Origin of the sequence: Legionella sp. 227, assembly GCF_043161935.1 — a bacterium.
GTDB classification, from domain to species: Bacteria; Pseudomonadota; Gammaproteobacteria; order Legionellales; family Legionellaceae; genus Legionella; species Legionella sheltonii.
In genome coordinates this window covers 256270-279020 of the sequence record NZ_CP171154.1, presented here as the reverse complement: position 1 = coordinate 279020, position 22751 = coordinate 256270, and the positions used below count along the sequence as shown (strand labels likewise).

The window sequence follows — 22751 nt, the reverse complement described above, 5'->3', positions numbered from 1 at the left end:
AAGCTCAGGAACCATGTACCAAAACCCTCACCCTCTCCCGCCATTTAATATCCATTTTTAAATCAAATTCCTCTCGCGGAGGAGTTTGCCTTTATTTCTTAGCTTGACGGCTATGAGCAAGGGCCCCCCTTAAATTGAGTGACCACTTGAATTTTTCATCCTGAGCTTGTTTGTTTTTATTAGATGATTGTGTTAAAAAATCATCTACCTAAGGATGCAATAAAATTGCGAATATCCTTTATTATCAAGAGATTTTCATGGACGAAAATAATAGTAAATCCCTAACTTTCCATGTTTGGATAGTTTGTGCGCTGGGTTTGTTCATTGATGGTTATGATTTATATATTGCTTCGGTAGCTGAGCCGTTCATTAATGCGCAATACCATCCTTCTTCTCTGATGATTGGTCTCACTCAGGCTGCAGCACCTCTTGGCGCGGTGTTCGGTGCAGTCATTGTTGGTCGATTGGCGGATATGTTGGGTAGGAAAAGCATGCTCATTATCAATCTTATTTTTTTTGTTCTTATTGCCATTTGTTCTGCTTTTGCCTGGAGTATCACCTCTTTGTGTGTGTTACGATTTTTACTTGGCTTTGGTGTTGGTGCTGATTATCCCATTTGTGCCGCCTACCTGGCTGAAATGATACCGGCTCGTAAAAGTGCTCAATTTATTGCAACTGCGATGTTTATTAATTGTCTTGCTTCCCCAATAGGCGTCATTGTTGCCTGGTTTTTATTTAAATTGCATCCGCAACTCGATGTTTGGCGGTGGATATTTGCTTCGGGAGCAATTCCTGCGCTCATTGGGTTGTTATTCAGAGCCAAGTTACCCGAAAGCTTTTTATGGAAAGTGCATCAAGGTTTAAAAAAACAATCAAGTCGTTCAGTCTTTAAGCATTATCAATTGATTTTTTCTCCGCGCATGATAAGAATCACTGTTTGTCTGTGTTCTTGCTGGTTTTTATTAGATATCTCTTATTATGGAATAGGGCTATTCACCCCTTACGTCTTACAAGCGTTTAATCTATCGCAGGAGGCCAATTTTTTAAGTGCGCAAACCGAAGTACTGAAAAGTACTTTAGTAGTTAATGTTTTCGTGTCCTTAGGTGCTTTTGCAGTGATTTTTTTTGTTAATCAGGTATCGCTGATTAAACTTCAGATGATAGGATTTATATTTTCATTTTTGGGATTATTAATCCTTAGCATAAGCTATTTGTTTCCAAGCCTCGGCCTTATTTTCACCGGGTTCATATTATTCAACTTTTTTATTAATTTTGGTCCAGGAATTACAACGTATCTCTTGCCCGCAAAGCTCTATAATCCTGAATTCAAAGCTACAGGACATGGATTAGCAGCGGGGACAGGAAAATTGGGCGCGTTTATTGGAACTGTATTCTTACCGATGTTCCAAGCTCAGTTAGGGATCCATCTGACCTTAGCCATTCTTGCAAGTACTCTTTTGCTTGGCTGGTTGTTAACAAGATGGTTAGAACACGAAGAGAATAAATTGGCTAAGCTACCGGATTCTATTTCCGAAAGTACCTTGGTATCAGCGTCTTAAAAGGAGAAGTTATGGATTATCAATTGCGTGAACAACAACACCGTTTTTGGAAAGAACAAGGATTTGTCATCTTGCCCGATTTTCTCTTTTTGGATATGAAACAACATCTGCAAACGTGGTGTGATGAATTAACTTCCTGGCCTGAAACACCCGGAAAGTGGATGAAGTATTTTGAAAGGAATGCTCAGGGAGAGCGCCAGCTTTGTCGTATTGAAAATTTTATTGATTACCATAAGGGTATGAATGAGGTTGCCAACAGCGCGCGTACTTTAAACTTGATTTCCATCTTAATGGGAGAGAAAGCTGCCATTTTTAAAGAAAAAATTAACTATAAATTTCCCGGTGGTGGCGGATTTAAACCGCATCAAGATGCTCCCGCATTTATTAGTTTTAATCAGAAATTTCACATCACCATGATGGTCGCTATAGATGATTGCACTTTAGAAAACGGTTGTTTGCAAGTCGTTCAAGGTGGTGCTAATCAGCCTACAATTCTTCCTCAAGAAGTGGATGGTTCAATAAAAAAAGAGATGGCTGCAAAGTTTCAATGGTCGCCAATTGAATGTAAAACTGGAGACGTTATTTTATTTGACTCCTATTTGCCCCATTACTCTGAAGCGAATCGCAGTAATAAACCCCGGCGTGCGATTTTTATTACCTTTAGCAAATTTTCTGAAGGTGGAATTATGCGTGAGGCTTATTATCAAGATAAGAGAGAAAAGTTTCCTCCAGATTGTGAGCGCGATCCCAATAAAGATTATTCTGCAGGCGCTGCAATTTATAATGTTGCTAATCCTATTTCCGAAATGATGCTATGACTACTATGAATGATATTGACCAAAAAATTAATAGGGCTTTTCAGTATTTGTATTCTGCTCAAGACATGGAATACATAGGAGAGCCTATTTCACAATTTGAACATGCATTACAGTGTGCTTATTTTGCAGAACAAGCAGGACATAATCTGGAAGTCATTCTCGCTTGCTTATTTCATGATATCGGTCACTTTGCTTTAGATACCCACCAAAATAAGATGGCAGATTTAGGTGTAGTGCATCATGAATGGATAGGTGCAAATTTAGCTTATGAGCTGGGATTTTCTGCAAAAATTGCTTTGCTCATCGGCAATCATGTGAATGCCAAACGTTATCTAGCGGGAAAGAAAAAGGATTATTTTGCACGTTTATCTGAAGCAAGTAAGAAAACCCTTTTCTTCCAGGGCGGAGTAATGTCTGAAGAAGAGATGCTTCTTTTTGAAACCAATATCCATTTTAAAGACATCTTAAGAGTGCGTATTAATGATGAAAAAGCCAAGGAAATAGGTATGGATGTTCCCGACCTTGCTTATTATCGTCCTTATTTATATAAACATTTTGAGGAAACAATGAAATCAACTGCATGTAGAAGGTTGATTGATTATGTTGATGAGGTATGGGTTGAGCAGCTTAAAGTGTTTCTTGAGAATGAATGCAATGAGAATGGATAATGTCGCCGGTGGAAGGGGCTCCCACCGGCGCGGGAGGGTAAATCGAGATTAAAATGCCTCATTCTCATTACTGCAACAGAGGATTTATCACTTCGGTTGCAACAGGCGGCGCTGGGGTTACGAAATAAATAATCAGTAATATCAGAAAAAGAAATGTCGCAACATAAAATACAATTTTTGCATAATATAGTGATGAAGGATCCGTTCCTTTATATGTGATGTATCCTGAAATGATTGCAATAATTAAAAAAATAAAAGCTCCAGTCAACATTTTATCTTTCCTTCTTCAGAGTACTTTTCATTGATCCGAATGGATTAACAACATGGAGCCATAATTTTATTTACTTTAAAAATCACAACTCATTATAATGATTATAGCATCTCCAATTTCAGAATAGATTTATTGGATGGTTCTATGTCAATTTCAGGTGCATCAGCATGAAAGAACGCATTGGGGTTGGATTTATTAATCCATAAAGCCCAAGTATTTAATTTTTTTACGACAATACTATGGTTTTTCGAATTACGTATTGATTCCCCGAATTCTTCTGATGCAGCCCAATATTGCATTCGTTTAGGTAATTCTTTAAAGCTTTTAATCATACATGTTGAAGCCATTTTTTCGGCATCTTCAGGATATAGAGCCGTGTATTTATTGAAATAATAAGTGTATTCGCTTTCATTGATTTTATTGGTTATTTTCTCCATATACACTTGATATGTTTTTAATTGTTCTTTAGCGGGTGGCTCATTAAATTGAGAAAAAAAAGCAATTAAATTATCAACAAATAAGTGAATCGCTTCATCTGTTGCACGCAAGCCTTCATGGCCTGGTATCGCGCGCATTTGTTTAAAATCCATATCCAAGATGTTTTGCAGGTTTTGAAAATGAGGCATGGTTAATGTAAGTGATTAAAAATATGATGCGTTATTTTACAGAATTTTTTTAAAATTTTCTGCTTTATTTTCGCTCCTGTTTCATTCTCCTTGCTATACTCGAATGACGGAAGGAAGGGCAAACGTATTCGCAGAGGCGAGGGTGGCTCAATAATTGCTCTTAATGAAAAAATATCGATCATTTGAAAAACATGTTACAATGATGACTGAACTTCTAAGTCAGTTGCCCGATGCTCCAACCAGGGTCTAGAATAAAAATGCAGCAAACAACTCGTGAAAAAAAACAACTGTGGATTATTTTACTCATTGTTTTAATCAGTTTTATCGGTTCATCGATTGCTTATCCCATTCTACCGCCTCTTTTTTTACAAGCTACCGATCAGTTGATTATTTCTCCTGAATGGAGTGAAACCGGCAGACGTATTTTACTGGGGCTTACCCTTGCAATTTTTCCTCTGGGGCAATTCATTGGTTCTCCTATTTTAGGAAGAAATTCGGATTTGTATGGGCGCAAAAAAATACTGATCATCAGTCTGGCTGGAAGCATGCTAGGTTATGTATTGACCGTTATCTCGTTTGAGATAAACAGTTTCTGGCTTTTATTATTCAGCCGCTTTTTAACAGGATTCATGGAAGGGACTTTTGCTGTGGCCAGGGCATTCGCATCAGAGCTGACGACCATTAACAAGTATGTAAGTTTTGGTAGGATCAACAGTATGGCCGGTATTGGTTACATCATTGGGCCGATAATTGGTGGTTTATTGTCCAATTCACATATGATTCCTTGGTTTTCCTGGTCATTTCCTTTTACTGTTGCCGCACTCGCATCAGTGATTACCCTAGGGCTTGCCTGGTGGAAATTGCCAGAGCATAAAACTCTGGGGACCCCTCAGAAAGAATCCATTTTGAAACAACTCAATATTATTCGGCAATTCAAGCTCTTATTTCAGTATCATCCGCATTTGAAACCTTTGCTCATCATCAGTACGCTGTTTACCTTTGCAGTAGATATGTTTTATGAATTTGGTCCGGTGTATTTGGCTGGAAAATGGCTTATGTCTCCCAGCATGATTGCAGTTTATAATGGTGCTTTATCCGCATCGCTTGCTATAGGTGCTTCCTGGCTTCCCCACCATCTTTCAAAACATCTGCCCATTCATAAAATTATTATTTTGGCGATGCTGACAACTACTTTAATTTTTGCTGCCATGATCACCTTTCAAAATCCCATAGTGATGTTTATATTTTTTGCACTCATTGGGTTTAGTATCACTAGTGTAGTCACGACTCTGACGATTCATATCTCTAATAGCTCGCAAGCGACCATGCAAGGCGAAGTCATGGGGGCGCAATTAAGTTTGCGTACCCTGGGCGATGCCATTATATGCTTTGCAGGCGGTTTAATGATTGTTTTATCAATTATCTTGCCCATTGTGCTCTGTTCCCTTACAGCATTGACCGCGAGCATTCTTTGTTTGTTTTTTTTAAAACCGAAGTCATAAATAATCATGATCATTAATTTTTTAAAAACTAATTGAATATAGGACTTATTTCTGTTTCGGTTCGGTTGCTTTCAGTAGGTAAACGACTCGATAAAAACCCATAATGAAGCATGCTTGATATTGGCCATTGCAATTGCTGATGCTCAATTATTTGACCATGGCATGAACTCAAAATAAGTTGTCCCTGATTATTGAATATAGAAAAATTTCGTTCATCGGGTAAATTTTTTATCGCCGCCATTGATAAAGAGGTTATTCTAGGGTTTGTGATGAGCGCCGCATATAAAGAGTCCATACGACTTTCCACTGGACCCTGCATTAATTTAAAATATTTTTGTGCGCAAAGCGATAATGAGGCTGCACTGCCTGCAAGAGTTTTTACCAAGCCTTTTTCCCCAGTAGGCAGTTTTCCTTCTTTCATCAGAAAATGGCCTTCACTATCTGCCAAATAGAAACTATCTAGTTCTTTACGAATATTCAAAGTCCCTAGTTTATAGGCCCCATCTTTGCACCCTGTGGGGCCTAACGCATCGGTTACAAGAATAATTTTGTTTTTAACTGTATTGTGAATTAGCGAAATAAATGAGTCAGATAAATGAACCCCATCCGCAATGAGTTCCACACCAGGAGGACAACGCTCAGGGTTCTCAAGTATCCATTGCACGACATGACTTTTGGCATCATTTCCAGTAAGTTGCCGTGTTTCTCGACTGCACGATTCTTGACACGCATTTCCCACATGCGTGAATCCACATGCACCTGCCGCAATTGCACGATCAATGGTCTCCTTATCCTCGGGATTGCAGTGGCCAATAAATACTTTTACAAAAATACCTTCTTGCTCAAGATCTTTGGTCTGTTGAATAAATTCTTCAGCTCCTGGCAAATCAGGTGCAATGGTTATTTTCCAGTGTTTAATATTGGGTGCAACGCGAATAATATCCCTAAATTGTTCCATACTAATTTTCTCTTGGAGTGCCTCTTGTGCATGAGCTCCCTTGCAACTCTTTGAAATAAACGGGCCCTCTAGATGCACACCAATAATTTGAGTACAGCCCGGAGTAGGATTTTGTCCTTGTTGCGCTACAAAATTATTAATTTGTATCAATGATTTCTTTAAGGAGGGAATTGGCATGGAGACTAGGGTCGCTAAGGCATAAGACAGACCAGTATTTCCAAGCGCTCGGACAATGCGCTCTAAGTTCTCAGTACTCTTTTCTTCGCTTAAGTCAGCGAAATCAACACCACCTTGGCCATGAACATGAGAATCGAGCATGCCTGGCATTAAGAAATAACAGCCCTTAGAATCAATCATTTTTTGTTCTTGCAAAGACGTTAAATCATCATCAAGATTATAGATTTTCCTTAAGCCATCACCAGAAACGTACACATGTTTTAATTCTTTAATCCCAGCATCGTTATAAACATAAATATTTTTAATAAGCATATTCAAATCCTTTTAGGGAACAATACCGGAAATCTTAATCTACTTGCACTCAAGCTCTAATACCTACTTAGAGCTTACCCTCAGAAAATGGTCTAGAGTTTCGCTGATAAATTAGCTAAAATCGCAAGGCTATAAATCAAGTTTTCTTTATTATTCAGTGGCATCCTGCACAAAGTTCATTGTAACAAAATATGGAAAAGAGATGAATGAGGTAGTGCATACTGACCCTCTTTATTCTGAATTCTTGTTTATGTGGATATAACCTTTAGAATTCATGGAGAAAATTTTATGTTGGATCGCATTTTTGTTAGGGAAACACCTGAAGGTATGGCAAGTAGAGCCGCGCGAGCAATTCAAAAAAAGATAATGGAAAATAATGAGAAAAAAATACCTACTGTTTTGGGACTTGCAACAGGCAGTACTCCTGAGCCCGTATATAAAGAATTAGTGCGTCTGCATAAAGAGGAGAATTTGGATTTTTCATTAGTCATTACCTTTAACTTAGATGAATACTTAGGTTTAGAACCAACTCATATACAATCTTATAATTACTACATGCATCATCATTTTTTTAATCACGTTAATATCAAAAAGGAAAATATCCATTTGTTGGATGGAACCGTACCACTTGATCAAATGGAACAGCATGCGAAAAAATATGAAGAAATGATGCAAGAGGTTGGTGGAATCGACATTCAAATTCTAGGATTGGGCGTGAATGGCCATATTGGTTTTAATGAACCAGGCTCTGCATTGGATTCTAGAACACGAGTGATTCAATTGGATGATAAAACTCGCGAAGCCAATAAACGTTTTTTTAATGCAAAAGATGAGGTACCGACTCATGCAATAACGATGGGAATTGGAACGATTTTGCAATACAGCAAAGAGTGTTATTTGTTAGCATCAGGTTCCACAAAAGCAGGGATTATTGCTGCTGTAAATGCTGCTTCTTCACCGAATCAAGATATTCCTGCAACGGCTTTATATGCACATAAAAACGTTACCATTATACTTGATGAAAAAGCCGCATCCAAGTTACCCTCATCAGTGAAACCAATAAAATCACCCTTATTATCTCGAAGTATCTATGTTGCCAATACTTCTGAGGAAACAGAATTACATCCTGTTTTAAATTCTGGCTGTAAGTTTCAGCCACAAAAGTTATTTCAATAATTCCGATTCAAGAGTAAAAATATTTTTGGGGCTAAATTACTGTCATTCCCCATCCGAATGACAGTATAAACAATAGGTAGTTCAGGAAAGGTGATGATATCTCAATGCAAAAGAAACACATATGCTTAAAAAATATCTTCATCGATTGAGGATTAGGTGCTTTAAAATTCATACTTTATCTTCCAAAGTGATCTAATATCTATATTAGGTAGTGATACTTGGAGAAAAGAATGCCTACTGCTGCCGAAAAAAATTTAGAGCAAGCAATTCAAAAGAGAGATAGACTGCAAAAAACTTATGAAGAGCAAAGTCTGAAGTCGACTGCCGATCAAAAAGAAACACTAAAACTTTATGATCTAGTAAGAACCTCTCCTTCACGTAGTGGTATTGAGAAGTTTGGTCAAGTTATGGAGCTTTCCAATAAAGCAGCTTATAACACGTATTTGGCGAAGAGCGATTTAAATGACGCCAAAATTAGTGTCGCTTTGGCAGAGTATAAAAAAACGCAAGAGGCGATAGATGCCCAAAGAGACCAACTTTCGAAAGAGGGTAAACTTACTGATGAAAAATCGAACGAATTGAATCAAAAGCGTGACGAGGCTTATAAAAAATATAGGGATACAAAAGATCTCATCGATGAAGACACTAAAAAAGCCTATGATGTATATAAAAAGACTGCTCTTGATAATAAGGAAAAATACAACAGGTTTATAAATCCCGATGAAGAAATGACTTTATCCGCACCGGGAAAAACTCAGACAGCACCAACAGTAGTTACCCCATTACCGTCTACTCCCAAGAAAGATGTGACTGTTGCAAGTCCGTTAAGTGAGGCCATTTTTAAGAAATTTCAAGAATTATATAAAGACGATCCATGGTACAAAAATAATCCATCGAAACAAGGCGAGGATGGCAGACTTAATTTATCTTTTAAATCCGAATCGGATATGAACTCATTTTTCCAAAAGATGGCTGCAGAACAGAAGGACTCTAGCTTTCTTATAGTTGATTCAAAAACCAACCAAGTGATGGGATATGGAGATAAAGGAAAACTGTATCATGCAAACGGAGAGGAATTTAAGTCTGGAGATAAAATGAAACCTGGAGGGACAGCGCTTGATTCGTTTAAAATACCGGAGCCGGAAGAACCGAAGCAAAGCCAGACATTATCCTAGTTAACGAAAGATAAAATTAGTTTTTTAAGCATTGTATTGCGAATGAGCTGGTTCAAATAAGGAAGTGCATAAATCATGGATGAAGAAGTAACAACAACCTCCTGGTTTTCCCGATTAAAAGAGTCTTTCGCTGATATTCTTATTGGAATTGCGTTAATTGCCGGCGCAATTGTTCTTGTGTTTTGGAATGAACGACACGCGTTGCATATGGCACAGTCCTTGGCGCAAGCAGAAAATGTTCTCATTCCTATACCCAATGCTCCTATCAATCATCAAAACAATCTCAAAGTAGTTTATTTAAGCGGTCTTGCGACAACTAAAGAGAATTTGGTCGATGCTTTATTAGGGATAACAATCAATGCTATTTGCCTTAATCGTAAAGTTGAAATGTATCAATGGGAGGAAAAAACAGAAACAAAAACGGAATCACTTTTAGGGGGCTCTGAAAAAAAAACAAAAACCTATACCTATGATCAAACTTGGTCTGAAAGTTTAATAGACAGCGCTCATTTTGAAAATCCCAAAGGACATCAAAACCCAGCGTCCATGCCGGTTCAGTCGCAATTACAGTATGCGAAAAGGGTGACTGTAGGTGATTTTTTACTGCCTGATGATTTGATTAACCAGATTCATGCCAGTCGACCAGTCAATTTATCCCAGGTCAATAAAGAAAGGCTCAAAGACCAATTAAATAAGCCAGTTGGGCTGAGCAACGACAATGAATTATATGTGGGGCAAGATTCCCAAAATCCCCAGTTGGGTGATTTACGAATTTCTCTGGCCGTTGTTGAGCCCCAAACTGTCAGTATTATTGCGCAACAAACTGGAAATACTCTGCAAGCATATCGTGCACCCGCAGGGCAAACAGTCATGTTATTATCCACAGGCCAACATTCATCAGAGGAGATGATTCATCAGGCTCAAGCAGAAAACACGTCACTTGCCTGGGGGTTGCGTTTAGTTTCCTTATTTCTATTGGTTTGGGGATTTTCTAAGCTTGTGACCCCATTGGTCATTTTAGCCGATGTACTGCCTTTTTTAGGCTCCATTGTAAGATCCAGTAGTGGATTTGCTGCCTTTCTATTAGGGACGAGTGTGTGGCTCATGGTGACGGCAATCGCTTGGTTTGCTACACGACCCCTTATGTCGGTTAGTTTAATTGTGATTGCAGTCGTTGGTAGCTATATCATGATCCAATTAAAAACCAAAAGGTCTTCAATTCCTGTCACCAAAACGCCCCATAATTAGCTCATTTATCAGTTGATGAAGCGAATGGACTAGGAAACTCTTTAACTTGAGACATTGTGTCATCATCCTCTTTTGTGTCTTCATGCACGGGAACGTGTGTTTTTCGATGAAATAACGGATTGAAATGGGTGATTTCGGGCTCAAAAGATATCTTTTCTATAACGACCGATTCAAGACCTGGATCCTGCGATAAGATACTGTAGCTGTGATTTATTCGTGCTTTTCCTTGGTCTGAATTGAGTCGATCTGCAAGGCTATTTATTGCCTTTTCGGCACCGTTTATTATTTTTTCGGAAACTTTATAAGCGCCAAGTATGGTCATAGAGGGCACTAGTAAAATGGAAATAAAGGCAGCAGCTACTACTGAGCCCGCAGTAACTGGTAGGATGAGGAATGGGAACAAGATGAGTGTTGTTGATATTGAAGTAATCAAAGGCCCATTTCCAGGGTCTAATGTTTTATTCATATCAGGATACCGCCAATCAGTGAATTTTTTTGACAATTCTCCTGCGGCCATTAGTGTACCGCCGAGAATAAGTGGTATCGAGCAGACAGCAAGCATGGCGAGCATTAAAGCAACGAGCGCTACACTACCTACCGCAGTTAAAGGCAACAGGAGTATCGTCAATAAAACAGTCAATGCCCGTTTCATCTCGTCCCCCCCAAGAAAAACAACATGTGTTTTATTTTATCACGTTGATATTAAGTGATGCTTAAGTGTTACATTATGAAAAAAAAAGTATTTTTTTTGTCTTTCCGTAATCGTTTAAATGAGGAGGGGAAAGAAAGGTTAAGCCAAGGTCGAACCTTAAGGTATCAACGATTTTTTGAACACCATTTTGCGTCCATTTCTTCATTGGGTATCAATTGTCATCCCTGCGAAGGCAGGGATTTTTTCATGAAGTGGCAAAGTGCACCAAATAACAATACATTCGTGCTTTTCGCAGAAACGACTCTCCTAATCACTCGATTCCTTAAGGCCCAACTTAGGAGAGTGTGTTTTTTCAGTTAGACTTCAACAATTGCGGTATGTTTATCAGATTGTACATTCATTGAGTTCTTAGCCGTTCTCTGGATTAAATATACCAATAATGCACCCAAAAGAGCACAGATTGGTATCAGTAGTAGGGCATGATGGTACGATTGAAGGCTGTATTGTCTTAATCCATTTGCACCAACGCCACCCTCCCAGTAAGAGTCCATGATTTTACCGATTAAAGTATGGAAAAATGAGCCACCGAACATATTGATACAATTTAGAAAAGCGATAGTTATACCCAAATGTTTATTGGATACAAGGGTAGAGCCTGCTGCAAAGACAATTACTTGATAACAGCACATCAGTCCAATCGTAAAGAAAAGCGCACTAAGTATCCACCAATTGCTTACATCCTCAGTAAGAAGTACCAAAAAAGCCAGGGCTAAGCCGAGGCCACACATTCTTATTACAGTGTAATTTCCTAATTTTTTGCTAAGAACAGCAAGTACTGGTCCGCCAAATAACATACCAACGAAAATAAAAGAGACCAGTAGGGCTGCATCCGATTTAGTAAAACCGTAGGCGGTAGTTAAATAGGGGACTCCCCACACATCAGCAAAACCTTCCAGCGCACCAACCATTAACAAATTAACCAAGGCAAGAACCCATAAGCTTTTTAAAGTGAATAAAACAGATAAGTGGGACCGGCATATGTTGCTCGATTGTATTGTTTTAGGATTTTTTGGAGTACGCAAGATTAAAAAAGTTGAAAATCCTACACCTATAGAGCATAGAGCTAAGATTAATCCAATATGCTGGCCGCCGTAGGTTGAGATCAATTGATTTAATGGCTTGCCCCCATAGATCGCTCCTAAAAGTCCCACACTAAAAGAAAAACCGATCATGTGCGAATATTGATTGCTACTAAACCATTCAGAAACCACTTTGGATACGCCTAAAAAACCAACAGCCGAAGCAGCTCCAATTAAAAATCTGCTGAATAATGCTAAGTGGAAATTATTGGTAGAGGTAAAAAGTAGGGCACCTAGGCCGCAAAGGATGGCAAAGATAAAAACTACTATTCTGGCACCAAATTTATCTAACAACAGCGCCATAGGGATTTGCATTCCCGCATATCCATAATAATAAAATGCTGCCAAGAAACCGAAACTGGATGCATCGATTGAAAATTGAGCCATTATTTCTTGCATCATTAATCCCGGCCATAGGCGCAATATAAATTGAAGAGCAAAAAAAGAAAGTGGGAAAAGCCACATAACAAAAGGCAATAAATTGTTTCTTAAGCTAAAAGAATTGGTTTGAGTCACAGTACCCTCCAGTATTCAAAATCAGTTATTTCTAAAAACCCGATATTTCCTCCCTAGAGAGGTTCGGGACAAGAAATAGCTGACCGCTCTAGGGTAAAGAGGGCAAAATAATAATAATAATAGTTTCTAAGGAGGTTGATGAAGGTAACGAATCAGGGCATAGCAACGCTTTTGCAGTGAGAACTGCAGGGAGCGTATTGCTGTGGTTACTATGGCGATGATTCATATTGAGTAAGATTGATTAAATTTTATCTATTAATTGCTTAACATATCAAATTAGGCTTTATGATGTCAATTGAATTTTTTGCGATTGTACTGTTTATCCTCTCATTTAAACTAAGAAATCTCCATATCCCGTCATCCCTCGTGACAATCGGGATGACGGGAATAGAGGAGAGGGTATTGATCATGACTCATCGGCCCTCACACTTCCTCCTCTTCAACCTGGTGGGAGGGATTTCCTTTTAATCGCAGTCAGGGTTAACCCACTCTGTAAATTAAGTACTAAAATTAGCATATGGAGATAAAAAGCTGGCTGATATGGACATAAATTACAAACTCGCAAAGACTTCAATTGTCTTTAGAGATTACGTGAATAAGTATGCTTATATTGGATTATGCATTTCGGTTACTAGCATCATTATTGCATCACTTATTGTGTCATACCAAATAACAGGATTTATCAATCTAAATGGTTTTGTTAGAGCTCAAACAACAAATCCTGCCATTTGGGTTCTTGATCTGAGCCCATTTCTTTTCGCTTATTGGGGGCAGTCGTTTTGCTATGGATTGGCCAATACGGCAGAAACACTTGTTGCAGATAAAACTCAGGAGCTTCTTTATAAAAGTGGCGATCTGGAAGCGAAACTAAAATATGAAAGTGAACATGATTTTTTTACTCAGCTACCCAATTCCCTGCTTTTTCACGAGCAAATTAAGCAAGCCATTCATAAGATTGAGACCCCGAATGAGTTGGCAGTTATTTTATTAAAATTGAATGATTTTAAATCGATTCACAACAATTTTGGTAATTTTAATGCCAATAGTGTCTTAATCCAGTTCGTAAAAAAATTAAAAGATATGTTGCTTTCCCCTTTTATGCTCCAGGCTACCATGGGTATTAATAGTGTGGCTCGAATGGAGGGTGATGAATTTGCGTTATTATTGCCCAGATTGAATAAAGAGATTAATTGGGACAAACTGCTGAATGCCATTATAGAAGCAACTACGCTTGATTTTATCGTGGACAATATTCATATAAACATCTCTACCACGGCAGGTGCTGCCGTTTATCCCGAGGACGGGGATGACGAAGTCACATTAGTGAGTCATGCTCGGACAGCCGTTTTTCATGCAAGAAAAAAGGACAAACCTTTCGCTCTTTATCATCCCAATATGGAAGAGGATTTCACTACCAACCGCATGGTGATGAATGGGTTAAAAAAATCAATAGAAAATCAAGAGATGAAGATCTATTTTCAACCCGCAGTGGAATTGGCAACAGGTAAAATTATAGGTGCCGAGGCTATGGTAAGCTTTGTGCATGAAAAATACGGATTAATTAGTCTGGAAAAATTTATTTCCCTGATTGAGGGCTCCAGTTTAAGCCAACAATTAACTTTGTTTATGTTAACCCATGTCACCAAACAATTGGCGCTTTGGCATAATGCTGGGCATAAGATTTTTGCATCAGTTAATTTATCCGTTCAAGACGCGATTGATAAAAAATTACCTGTTTTTATAAAGAAGTTGCTTCATGAAAATAAAATTTCTCCCGAGTATTTAATCCTCGAATTTAATGAACGTGCTTGTTTAGTAGATCAAGCAAAATCCATGGATGTATTAAACCAAATAAGTCACTTAGGTGTTAAAATAGCAATACATGATTTCTGTAGTGGTTATGCTTCCTTTATTTATCTGGTCAATTTTCCTATTAACGAAATAAAAATTGAGAAATCCCTTATTTTGAACATGGTAAAAGATAAGAAGAAGGCTAAAATTGTCGAAGCGATTATTAATCTGGCTAAAACCTTTGAGTTAGAGGTTTTGGCCGATGGGGTAGAAAATCGTGAAATTAGAGAGCAACTCAAGCAGTATGGTTGTAAGTATGGACAGGGACTTTATTTTTCTCGTCAAATGAGTCCTTATGAATTTATGGCTTTGTTAAATTCAGGCGTTACGAAATAAAGGAAGTTGTTGAGCCCTTGGGCTCAACATTTCTTAATTAGTTAGGCCAGGTGTTTCTTCTGTGCCTTCTTTATCTTGTTTTTTAGTTGGTGCTGAAGTGGTTTCAGAGGTCGCTGGACTAAAACTTCCAAATTTTCCTAGGGCATCAGATAAAACATGGGAATCTTGAACAGTAACACTGGATTGTGCCAGTTCAGATGTTTTTGGTTTTGGAACTGATACATCCATTGCACGCTCTTCTTTAGGATAGGTTTTAGAGAGTTCTTGTCCTTTGGGGGTTCCATTTTTAGTTTGAATCACGGCGTCGGTAAATCCTATTCTGTCTGCGAAATCTATTGCACCCTCTACATATTCTTTATTGGCTGACTCTAAAATTAACTGCACCTCTTTTCCAGCAAAAAAGCGATTAATTGTGCCATCAAATAAATAAGGTGCCAAATCTTCTTTGCGCTTTGTACAGAGGTTTAAATCGCCTCTATAGGTCACTCGATTAAAATCTAGACCCATATTGTTAATGTCAGTTAATAATTCTAGCAGTTTGGCTTTTACAATCTCATTATCGTATGCTTCAGGAAGATCTCCCTCTAAACTTTGCAAATCTGCTGATTTTAAACCCTCCGTTTTAACCAGGGAAAAAGCATTAAGTTTGGACTGGACTTTTTCATGATAACTTGAAATAACCAGTGCTCCGCTGGGAGTGGCTGCATAGGTGATATAAATTTTGGGCATAATATCCTCTTTCTTATTCGATAAATAAGATCAAATGACTTAATTATAATATAGACTATTTGCTTAATTATTGACTAGTTAATGCGGTAGTGCACGAGTTGTTTGAACGGACTGAAGTAACGCATCATATTGATTCATAAAAAAATCTTTTGCTTGGGACGGAGATTCGAATCCTAGAGAATTACTGTATTTAAGGCCTAGTCCCATACTTGCATTTTGTATGCTGTACTGGCTATCCTTTAAAATGAGCTGGGCATAATCTAGCGACTCTAAAACATGAATATAGATTTCCCGGGCTTTTTCCACTTCAAGATTCTGGAGCAACCAAAAGCAGTAATGAGCCATTGCTTCGGCTAAAACCATATACCCGTAACTGCCATAATAGGGAAGCATGAGCTTGCTATTGGAGATAAGTTTTTGGTACAGCGTTTCCGACTCTTTATTGTTTGCATGTTGTTGTAGTTTTGAGTAAATGTATTCATTATAACGCTGAGTTGCATGAATAGAACCGTATCGAATCGCCATCTCAATCGCTTCCATCTCAGAAAATCCAAAATCAACGTTCATTTCTTTTCTTACTTCTTGGGAAAGATAATAAAAATAGGTGCCTCGGACCAAATTAAACGGATTTAATTGAGGATGAGAGAAAAACAAAATTAAAGGGACATTTTTTTGCTGAGATAAGACCACACCAGAGGCAGACCAAATTTTTTCCCAATAATCCTTTAATTCCTCACGATTACAAAAGGCTTCAAAAACAGGGTCGTGATGAGCTATTCGAGTAATCGTTTCAATTTTTTGGTTTTTAATTAATGCCAGTTTTCTATTATCATTTTCCTGATTAAAAATATGAATAAATAATCGGTCCTGAGCTGTTAATTTTAATGCCGTATTGAACGTCTTAAAATTAAAAAATGAGTACATACTTTTTATGCCTTCTAAATTTTTACCCTGTGGATTGACACTGGTTTCTATTGCGTAGGTTGGGCCAAACATTATGGAGCATTGCTTCTCAACGTCGAGGATTATAAAAGAAATGTTGGGCCAAGGCCCAACCTACGCTTGATAAAAGTGAACAAATTATTTGCATTATACAACTGAAAAATACCAGTTTCTACGTTTTTAGGCCTAAAAATAGCAATTGAGTGCTAATGCGCCAGTGACGAATTCAGCCGCATGTGGTCCTGTGACAGAAAACCAAACACCGCCAATAAGACCCAGATTGGGAGTAAAATTATATTCAACGGCTGGAGCCAACGAAACCTGTTCATTTGCTCTTCCCCCTATACCGGCAACTGTTCCGCCTGGGGTAAATCCTGGATTACCGTCAAAATTACTTCCTGGACTGTGTACATATAAAACTTCGAAAACAGGAACCCAGTTCTGTGTGAGTGTGTACTCAAATGCCAAGTCAGCAGAATAACTGTTATCAAGCTTTACCTTACCTACCGTATCGGGAGCACCGCCAAAAACGTTCACTCCATGTACTGTTACATCACTAAATTTGGCACCCACCAGACTTAAACGGGTGCGTAAATAATGTTTATTAGGCAACAGAACCAATTTTTGAAAGTTGAAACCAAGATAGGTTTGGAATGAGCCTAAACCTGTTTGATCAGTACCCAATTTTTTCGAATCTAAATTTTCATAGCGTCCAGTGGGAAAAACTTCTTGGACTACTACACGAAGATCGGGGATCCAGGTATTTTCTTTTGCGCGCAAAACTTGAACCCCTAGAGCTAAGCTATAATCTCCGATGCCGTTTCCATGTTCGTTTTTATCCCAACTGTAATCATAAGGCAAAGCAGTTTGTAAATCTAAAAAGCTAAGCACCCCTAAACTCACAATAGGCGTCACTTCAAAATTTCTAAATCCATGGGGGTAGCCGCTATAAAACGCATAAGGTTCGAAATTAATATGGCCCGCCGGTATGGTTTTTCCAGCAGGGGCAAGCAAAGGTCCTGTGAACCATGGATCTGCACATGCTGCATTGACAAAAAATAATAATAAAAAAAAGAGTTTTGATTTCATAATGAATGGATTAGGGTAAAAATTAAAATTTAAAACTTTTTTCCTATTAAGGGAATTTATTTTTAACGAACTGCTATGCTTTTTATAAAAAATCGTGTTGCCAAGCATGTTTTTGTAAAATCTTTTTACACTTTGATTTTTTAATGCTTTTCGAGAAAGTAGGGCTAGGAGGTGCGGATGTGCGTCGACCTATGAGGAGTTATCAAGAGACTCTAGTTAAAATGCTTTGTAGTCTCGGAGCACTTGGCTCCGAGTGGACCATTTATTTTGCAGGAACTTCTTTCCACCAATTTGTTTGGGTTTCTGTTGCCCAGTGTCCTTCACGCATACGAGCAACAAAAGCCTCTGCCTTTTCAGGAGTTGATGATTTTTGATCTAATTTTATGCACCAATCCCAGTCACCTGAAGTTGACCACATTTTTTCCACGCCATCCCATTTTGCCATGGCATTCATGTCAGACATTGATTTATTACTTTTCATAAAAATTACACTGTTCCATGCATTCATTATTTATATCCTTATAAAAAAATTTAAATAGTTGCTTGAATCGATGACTCAAGTTTTTTAAGAATAGAATAGTTTCAGAATTCTTTCCAATGTATCTAAATGTTTTTTATTGTCGATTTTGATTCTAATTTCTGAGGTGAGAGCCGAGATCGGCAGGGTACTTTGTGTAGTAGGCTTAACCAATTAATTTATTTCCAAAATGTTTTGCGGCATAGGTCGGGCAGTCAATTGCCCGACCTATTTGTAACGCAAAGAAGAATATTATTCTAAAGGTAGTGCCATTGGATCCTGGCTCCCACAATCCTTTGGGTCTTAATTTTAAGCAGCAGGAGCGGCAAGTAAAGGAACCTCATTTTCATCCTTCGGTTGCAGCTGTTGGTAGTCGCAAAGCCATTGGTTTTTTAACTCAATTTCTCTATCTGTTTTTGCACTGCTAAAAAAGAAAGTTTTTCCTGCGGCTAAACGCGCGAATCCTGCAAAAACTCCGATAACCGTAATTATCATCGCAATATCAGCAATCAGTCGGCGCGTATCGTGACGATGACTAAATTCATCTTTGGCCGCCTTCATTAAATCATCGGCTTGTTTTTGTATGGGGAGGCCTGATAAGCGTATGTTCAATGCTTTTTCATAAAATTGATTGATGGATTGATCATATTCGTTTCCATATCCTTGCTCTTTGCTGAGTTTCATTTTTTTATCGCGAAACGTCTTTAGAATGAGCAAATCATGGATCACTACAGAGGAGAGTTTTTTATCTTCTATTTTTTTCAGAATTAGTTCTCGAAAAATGGCATCATGGAGCGCTGCGCCTATTAATTGGCTTTGAAGAGAGGCGGCAATTTTGTCTAAAATTGGTTCGAACTGCGTTAAAAGTTTATCTATAGGTTCAACTAGGGACTCTTGGCTAATGACCTGAGTTTCAAGAAGCTTTTCATAAAGTCTTTGGTCGCGTATCAATTGTTTATGCGTTTTTTGAGAATCCTCAGAGGTTAATGTACTACTTAAACTTTCAAAATCCTCGATGGTTTTCGAAAAAATAGGATCATCGAATACTCTTTTCTTATCAGCCACTGAGATGGCTTTTTTTAAGCGGTCACATAGCCCATACAAAATATCTTCTATTTGTCGGGTTTGATGTTCCTCCTGGAATTGTTTTTGTACATCAAGAGGCAGTTTCACAAATAATTGATTTAAGATAAGAAATATCTTTTTTCTCTCTTCAATATTTTGCGATAAATTGATTTGCCCCAGATAAAATTGATAAATCTCTTTTTTTACTTGAGACAATTGGGAGGCATAGTGATTTCGCTCATGTTCTGGAAGCCTATTATATTTTTCTTCCAATAAGTGCAGTGCAGCGGGTTTATTTTCCTCTTTTGCTAAATTAAGTCGTTGCTGCACGTATTCCTGCAGGTGTTGCAGCTCCATTTGCGCATTTTCAATCGTTTCAGCAGCTCCAAAGATAGACTTAGATTCTGTCGCTGCATTCTGCAGTTTCGCAAAAAAGTCCTTCTTTGCTTCCAGATCAGAATGTTCCTTAAATTGCTGGACTAATTCCCAAAAATGCCGGATTTGACGCAAGGTGATGATTTTATTCTCGACATCTTTATGCTTTGTAAATGCTTCATTTTGCAATCCTTGATCTATGGTTTGCCACAGTGCTTGATCCTTCATGATGCGGTTCACCAAAATACTCGGTGAGCTCGCATTCAGTTCTTCCAGGCATACAGTAGCAAGTTGCACCCCATTCATTTGTTGCAGTGTTTCATCGTTAATGGAGTAGAAAAAAGGACTTTCAAAAACTTCAACAGAAGATTTTTGGAAAGTACTGCGGAAACGTTGTAGCTCGTCATTTGCTTTTTTAAATCGCAGTACAGCCTCTTGAAATAAAGTGACTGTAGCGCTCATATCTTCCCAGGAAGACTTAGTAGTCTGTTGTATTTTTAAAGCACGGAGCATAAGTAGTACATCAGAGCCTGCTGTAAGAAGTTCGTTGACTTGGCACCAGTATGAATTAGGGTGATGTTTCTTATATTCTGCATTAAGATCTTCATAGGGTTTAAAACCCGATGGACTAAGCTTTGCAAGATCTAAAGAAAATAAGCGCTTCAGGAGCGTACTTTCACGGTATTGTCCAACAAGAGTTTGCCCGCGTTCAAATTCGGGTTGTTTCATGAAGAAGTCAGCGAAGATATTTGTTGTTTGAGAGGGCTGATGTTCCCAAAAGTTAAATAGCTCTGATTGTTGTGCTAAAGCATCCACATAATCATTAAATTGTTGCGCCAAATCGTTCAGGTCTAATTCTGCATAATCAATAAGATTGATTTGAGCAAAAGGCAGGAGTTGCTCTTCCCAGCTTGAGATGAGATCAGGGAAAGCCATTGCGTCGTTGCCTGTTAATGCGATGGGTTTCGTAAATAATTTAGCGCGTTCAATGATTTTCTTTAATTGCTCAATAGAGTCGGTGGTGATGGAAACAGGATAATCACACATTACCCAACTTGAAGATAAATCAATCTCTACTGGAAAAGTGGAGAATGATTTTTGCAGCTCCTTAATGTGCATGTCAATTTGCTGGAGAAAGTGGGTTAGTGACTCTGTCTCCTTTTCATTAGATAGCTCTTGGAAATGCTTTTGAATTCCCAACAGTTTTTCCAGGAGAAGTTTGCTTTCTTCATGTAAATCGTCGTATAGATTTTTTAATAAGAGTTCCTCATGGGTTTGCTTCAGTATTGGATCAATTTTAAGTTGCATTTCAAATAATTTTTGAATACGAAGAATAGCCTGTTGGTATTCAGGTGGCGTATTTTTTGTTTGAATGATTTGAGTAATTTGATCGTTAAAGGTTTCATATTGCTCAATATGTCCTTGTTGCAACTTTTTAATCGTCGCTAATAATTGAGATTGTAAATTAAAGAGAGTTAGTTGATTTTCAGCATCCAATTGACTTGCTGTAATAAAAACGTGATAAACACGTTTCAAATAACTATCGAAATCAAGCGCAATATAACTTAGGCACTCTCCTTGATCAGGGGTTGCTGTTTTAGGTTTGCTTAATAGTAAATCTAACAATTGCTTTTGATGACTTTCATCTTCAAGACTCGCTTTTTTTAATTGATCTAAAAATTGCTTGATATATGGCCAATTTTCGTCAGTAATCGTGACTCGCATTGCGCCATATTTATCTGGTGGAAAAACGCCTTTTTCTAATAGAAGTTTTGCTTGATAAACAGGGTCGCTAAAATATAAAGAACCGGCAGCAGTATATGTGTCAGAAGCTCCTTTTAACGAATGACCTTGACCAAATTGATCGTGATTTTGTTGTACCTCATCAGGATCTTTTTTAGTTCCTAACAGGAATTCTAAGGCGGAGGCTGCAGGTGCTGTTTGTTCCAATCCCAATAGAAGCAAGCTATGGTTATCATTTCGGTGAAAATAAAAATGGCCGCTGCATCCATTGTTTGCTATTTTTTTTCCATAAAAATTCGTTTTTCCCATGCCACCCATGGCAATATTAATACCAAAATCCAGGGGTGTTTTAATCATTACGGGTAATTGTCCCATAATTCCCAGAAGAACCCCTTTACCTTCAACCACTGAACCATCAATACCGCGAGTCACATTATGAGTGGCTGAGCGGGAAAAAACAGTATTTTGTGAGCTTGGAGCAGGGAAATAATCTAATAATTCTTTCCTATTCGAACCATTGAGCTCTTGATAGTCAAGAATAATGCGGCTTGCATGGGATACATAATCAGCGATGGTTAATTGATCTGATGGAGCTTGCAATTTAGATGACTTGGATAGATAAGAACGAGTCTTGAAGTCACCGCAAGCCAAACAAGCCAGTAAGAGCTGAGTCATATTTACTGCAACATCATCTTTTGAATTATATATAAAGGTATCAGCCCATTGTTTGGCAACTACCATTTGATCCTCATCAATGGTGCACGAAAGAATATCGAATTTCTTATCAGACATTTTTTTTAAACTTAAATTAAATTGCCACTATGGTAACAAACAAGACTCTCTTGTTGCAAAAATAAAGATATAGTTATTTTTTTGAACATCGATATTTCGATCGAACGCATGAACTTCAACCTGCAGAATATGAATTTTTCATATCCATGAAAAATTGAGCCAAGTACTATACTTATAGATGTAAGAGCTGAGTTGAAAATCACGGGTTGTATGTCGCATACTCCGTACTACATCAATTAACGAAGACTGTTATGAATAACCATCAAAAAATTATCTGCCCTACCTGTGGGAAACAAAATACCTGGTATCCAGAAAACCCGTTTAAGCCATTTTGTTCCGACCGATGTAAACTCATTGATTTAGGTGAGTGGGCTAGTGAAAATCGAACAATTCCAGGAAAGCCAATGGATCTGGAGTTTATCAATTCAACCAATGAGGATGGTGGCAACGACTATACTTAAGTTTTTAAAGAAAAAATTTAGGAGTTAATTTTAAAATATGGGATAAGGAGCTGC

At 38.0% G+C, this 22751-nt stretch carries 19 protein-coding genes; 9 read left to right on the top strand and 10 right to left on the bottom strand.

Annotation, left to right across the window (positions count from 1 at the left end):
• Positions 1-257: 257 nt before the first annotated feature.
• Genes ACF8MK_RS01080 through ACF8MK_RS01070 form a run of 3 tightly spaced genes read left to right on the top strand, consistent with a single transcriptional unit; the run spans position 258 to position 3045 of the window.
• Entirely contained in the window at positions 258-1559 is a 1302-nt protein-coding gene (locus ACF8MK_RS01080) for an MFS transporter (protein ID WP_392537819.1), read from the top strand.
• Between the two features lie 11 nt (positions 1560-1570).
• The gene (locus tag ACF8MK_RS01075) at positions 1571-2377 is read left to right on the top strand and encodes a phytanoyl-CoA dioxygenase family protein (RefSeq protein WP_265705024.1); all 807 of its coding nucleotides are present in this window, start codon (positions 1571-1573) and stop codon (positions 2375-2377) included.
• On the top strand, positions 2374-3045 hold the full coding sequence (locus ACF8MK_RS01070) for an HD domain-containing protein (protein ID WP_392537818.1): 672 nt from the start codon (positions 2374-2376) through the stop codon (positions 3043-3045). The genes ACF8MK_RS01075 and ACF8MK_RS01070 overlap by 4 nt, the downstream gene beginning before the upstream one ends.
• Before the next feature lie 67 nt (positions 3046-3112).
• Here the strand turns inward: ACF8MK_RS01070 and ACF8MK_RS01065 are convergent, their stop codons facing one another.
• Both ACF8MK_RS01065 and ACF8MK_RS01060 read right to left on the bottom strand, forming a co-directional pair.
• A complete protein-coding gene (locus ACF8MK_RS01065; protein ID WP_392537817.1) occupies positions 3113-3316 on the bottom strand; it encodes a DUF1328 domain-containing protein in 204 nt (67 codons plus the stop codon).
• 101 nt (positions 3317-3417) lie between these two features.
• A complete protein-coding gene (locus tag ACF8MK_RS01060; RefSeq protein ID WP_392537816.1) occupies positions 3418-3891 on the bottom strand; it encodes a hypothetical protein in 474 nt (157 codons plus the stop codon).
• A gap of 308 nt (positions 3892-4199) precedes the next feature.
• Here ACF8MK_RS01060 and ACF8MK_RS01055 point away from each other — a divergent pair, with 308 nt between their 5' ends.
• Positions 4200-5444 carry an MFS transporter gene (locus tag ACF8MK_RS01055; protein WP_392537815.1) on the top strand — a complete coding sequence of 415 codons (1245 nt, stop codon included), beginning with the start codon at positions 4200-4202 and terminating at the stop codon, positions 5442-5444.
• A 28-nt stretch (positions 5445-5472) separates the two neighbouring features.
• On the opposite strand, the gene ACF8MK_RS01050 is transcribed toward ACF8MK_RS01055, so the two are convergent.
• Positions 5473-6891: an N-acetylglucosamine-6-phosphate deacetylase gene (locus ACF8MK_RS01050; RefSeq protein ID WP_392537814.1), complete on the bottom strand. Its 1419-nt coding sequence runs from the start codon at positions 6889-6891 to the stop codon at positions 5473-5475.
• 288 nt (positions 6892-7179) lie between these two features.
• On the opposite strand from ACF8MK_RS01050, the gene nagB reads away from it, so the two are divergent.
• From nagB to ACF8MK_RS01035, 3 genes are all read left to right on the top strand, one after another.
• Positions 7180-8067 carry a glucosamine-6-phosphate deaminase gene (nagB, locus tag ACF8MK_RS01045; protein ID WP_392537813.1) on the top strand — a complete coding sequence of 296 codons (888 nt, stop codon included), beginning with the start codon at positions 7180-7182 and terminating at the stop codon, positions 8065-8067.
• A gap of 230 nt (positions 8068-8297) precedes the next feature.
• The gene (locus tag ACF8MK_RS01040; protein WP_392537812.1) at positions 8298-9242 is read left to right on the top strand and encodes a hypothetical protein; all 945 of its coding nucleotides are present in this window, start codon (positions 8298-8300) and stop codon (positions 9240-9242) included.
• Between the two features lie 75 nt (positions 9243-9317).
• Positions 9318-10490: a TMEM43 family protein gene (locus ACF8MK_RS01035; RefSeq protein ID WP_392537811.1), complete on the top strand. Its 1173-nt coding sequence runs from the start codon at positions 9318-9320 to the stop codon at positions 10488-10490.
• 1 nt (position 10491) lies between these two features.
• Here the strand turns inward: ACF8MK_RS01035 and ACF8MK_RS01030 are convergent, their stop codons facing one another.
• A complete protein-coding gene (locus tag ACF8MK_RS01030; RefSeq protein ID WP_392537810.1) occupies positions 10492-11142 on the bottom strand; it encodes a hypothetical protein in 651 nt (216 codons plus the stop codon).
• 356 nt (positions 11143-11498) lie between these two features.
• Positions 11499-12746: an MFS transporter gene (locus ACF8MK_RS01025; protein ID WP_392538990.1), complete on the bottom strand. Its 1248-nt coding sequence runs from the start codon at positions 12744-12746 to the stop codon at positions 11499-11501.
• A 591-nt stretch (positions 12747-13337) separates the two neighbouring features.
• Between ACF8MK_RS01025 and ACF8MK_RS01020 the strand changes: the two genes are divergently transcribed.
• Positions 13338-14984 (top strand): putative bifunctional diguanylate cyclase/phosphodiesterase, encoded by a 1647-nt coding sequence (locus ACF8MK_RS01020; RefSeq protein ID WP_392537809.1) that lies wholly within the window; start codon positions 13338-13340, stop codon positions 14982-14984.
• A 33-nt stretch (positions 14985-15017) separates the two neighbouring features.
• Here ACF8MK_RS01020 and ACF8MK_RS01015 read toward each other — a convergent pair whose 3' ends face one another.
• From ACF8MK_RS01015 to ACF8MK_RS00995, 5 genes are all read right to left on the bottom strand, one after another.
• Positions 15018-15713 (bottom strand): hypothetical protein, encoded by a 696-nt coding sequence (locus ACF8MK_RS01015; RefSeq protein WP_392537808.1) that lies wholly within the window; start codon positions 15711-15713, stop codon positions 15018-15020.
• Positions 15714-15791: 78 nt separating this feature from the next.
• A complete protein-coding gene (locus ACF8MK_RS01010; protein ID WP_392537807.1) occupies positions 15792-16709 on the bottom strand; it encodes a DUF5630 domain-containing protein in 918 nt (305 codons plus the stop codon).
• A gap of 132 nt (positions 16710-16841) precedes the next feature.
• Positions 16842-17744 (bottom strand): transporter, encoded by a 903-nt coding sequence (locus ACF8MK_RS01005; protein ID WP_392537806.1) that lies wholly within the window; start codon positions 17742-17744, stop codon positions 16842-16844.
• Between the two features lie 262 nt (positions 17745-18006).
• A complete protein-coding gene (locus ACF8MK_RS01000; RefSeq protein ID WP_265705011.1) occupies positions 18007-18252 on the bottom strand; it encodes a hypothetical protein in 246 nt (81 codons plus the stop codon).
• A 318-nt stretch (positions 18253-18570) separates the two neighbouring features.
• Positions 18571-22236, bottom strand: a complete 3666-nt coding sequence (locus ACF8MK_RS00995; RefSeq protein ID WP_392537805.1) for a LepB GTPase-activating domain-containing protein — start codon at positions 22234-22236, stop codon at positions 18571-18573.
• A gap of 251 nt (positions 22237-22487) precedes the next feature.
• Between ACF8MK_RS00995 and ACF8MK_RS00990 the strand changes: the two genes are divergently transcribed.
• Complete coding sequence (locus ACF8MK_RS00990; RefSeq protein WP_265705009.1) at positions 22488-22697, top strand: DNA gyrase inhibitor YacG; 210 nt, start codon at positions 22488-22490, stop codon at positions 22695-22697.
• Positions 22698-22751 lie beyond the last annotated feature (54 nt).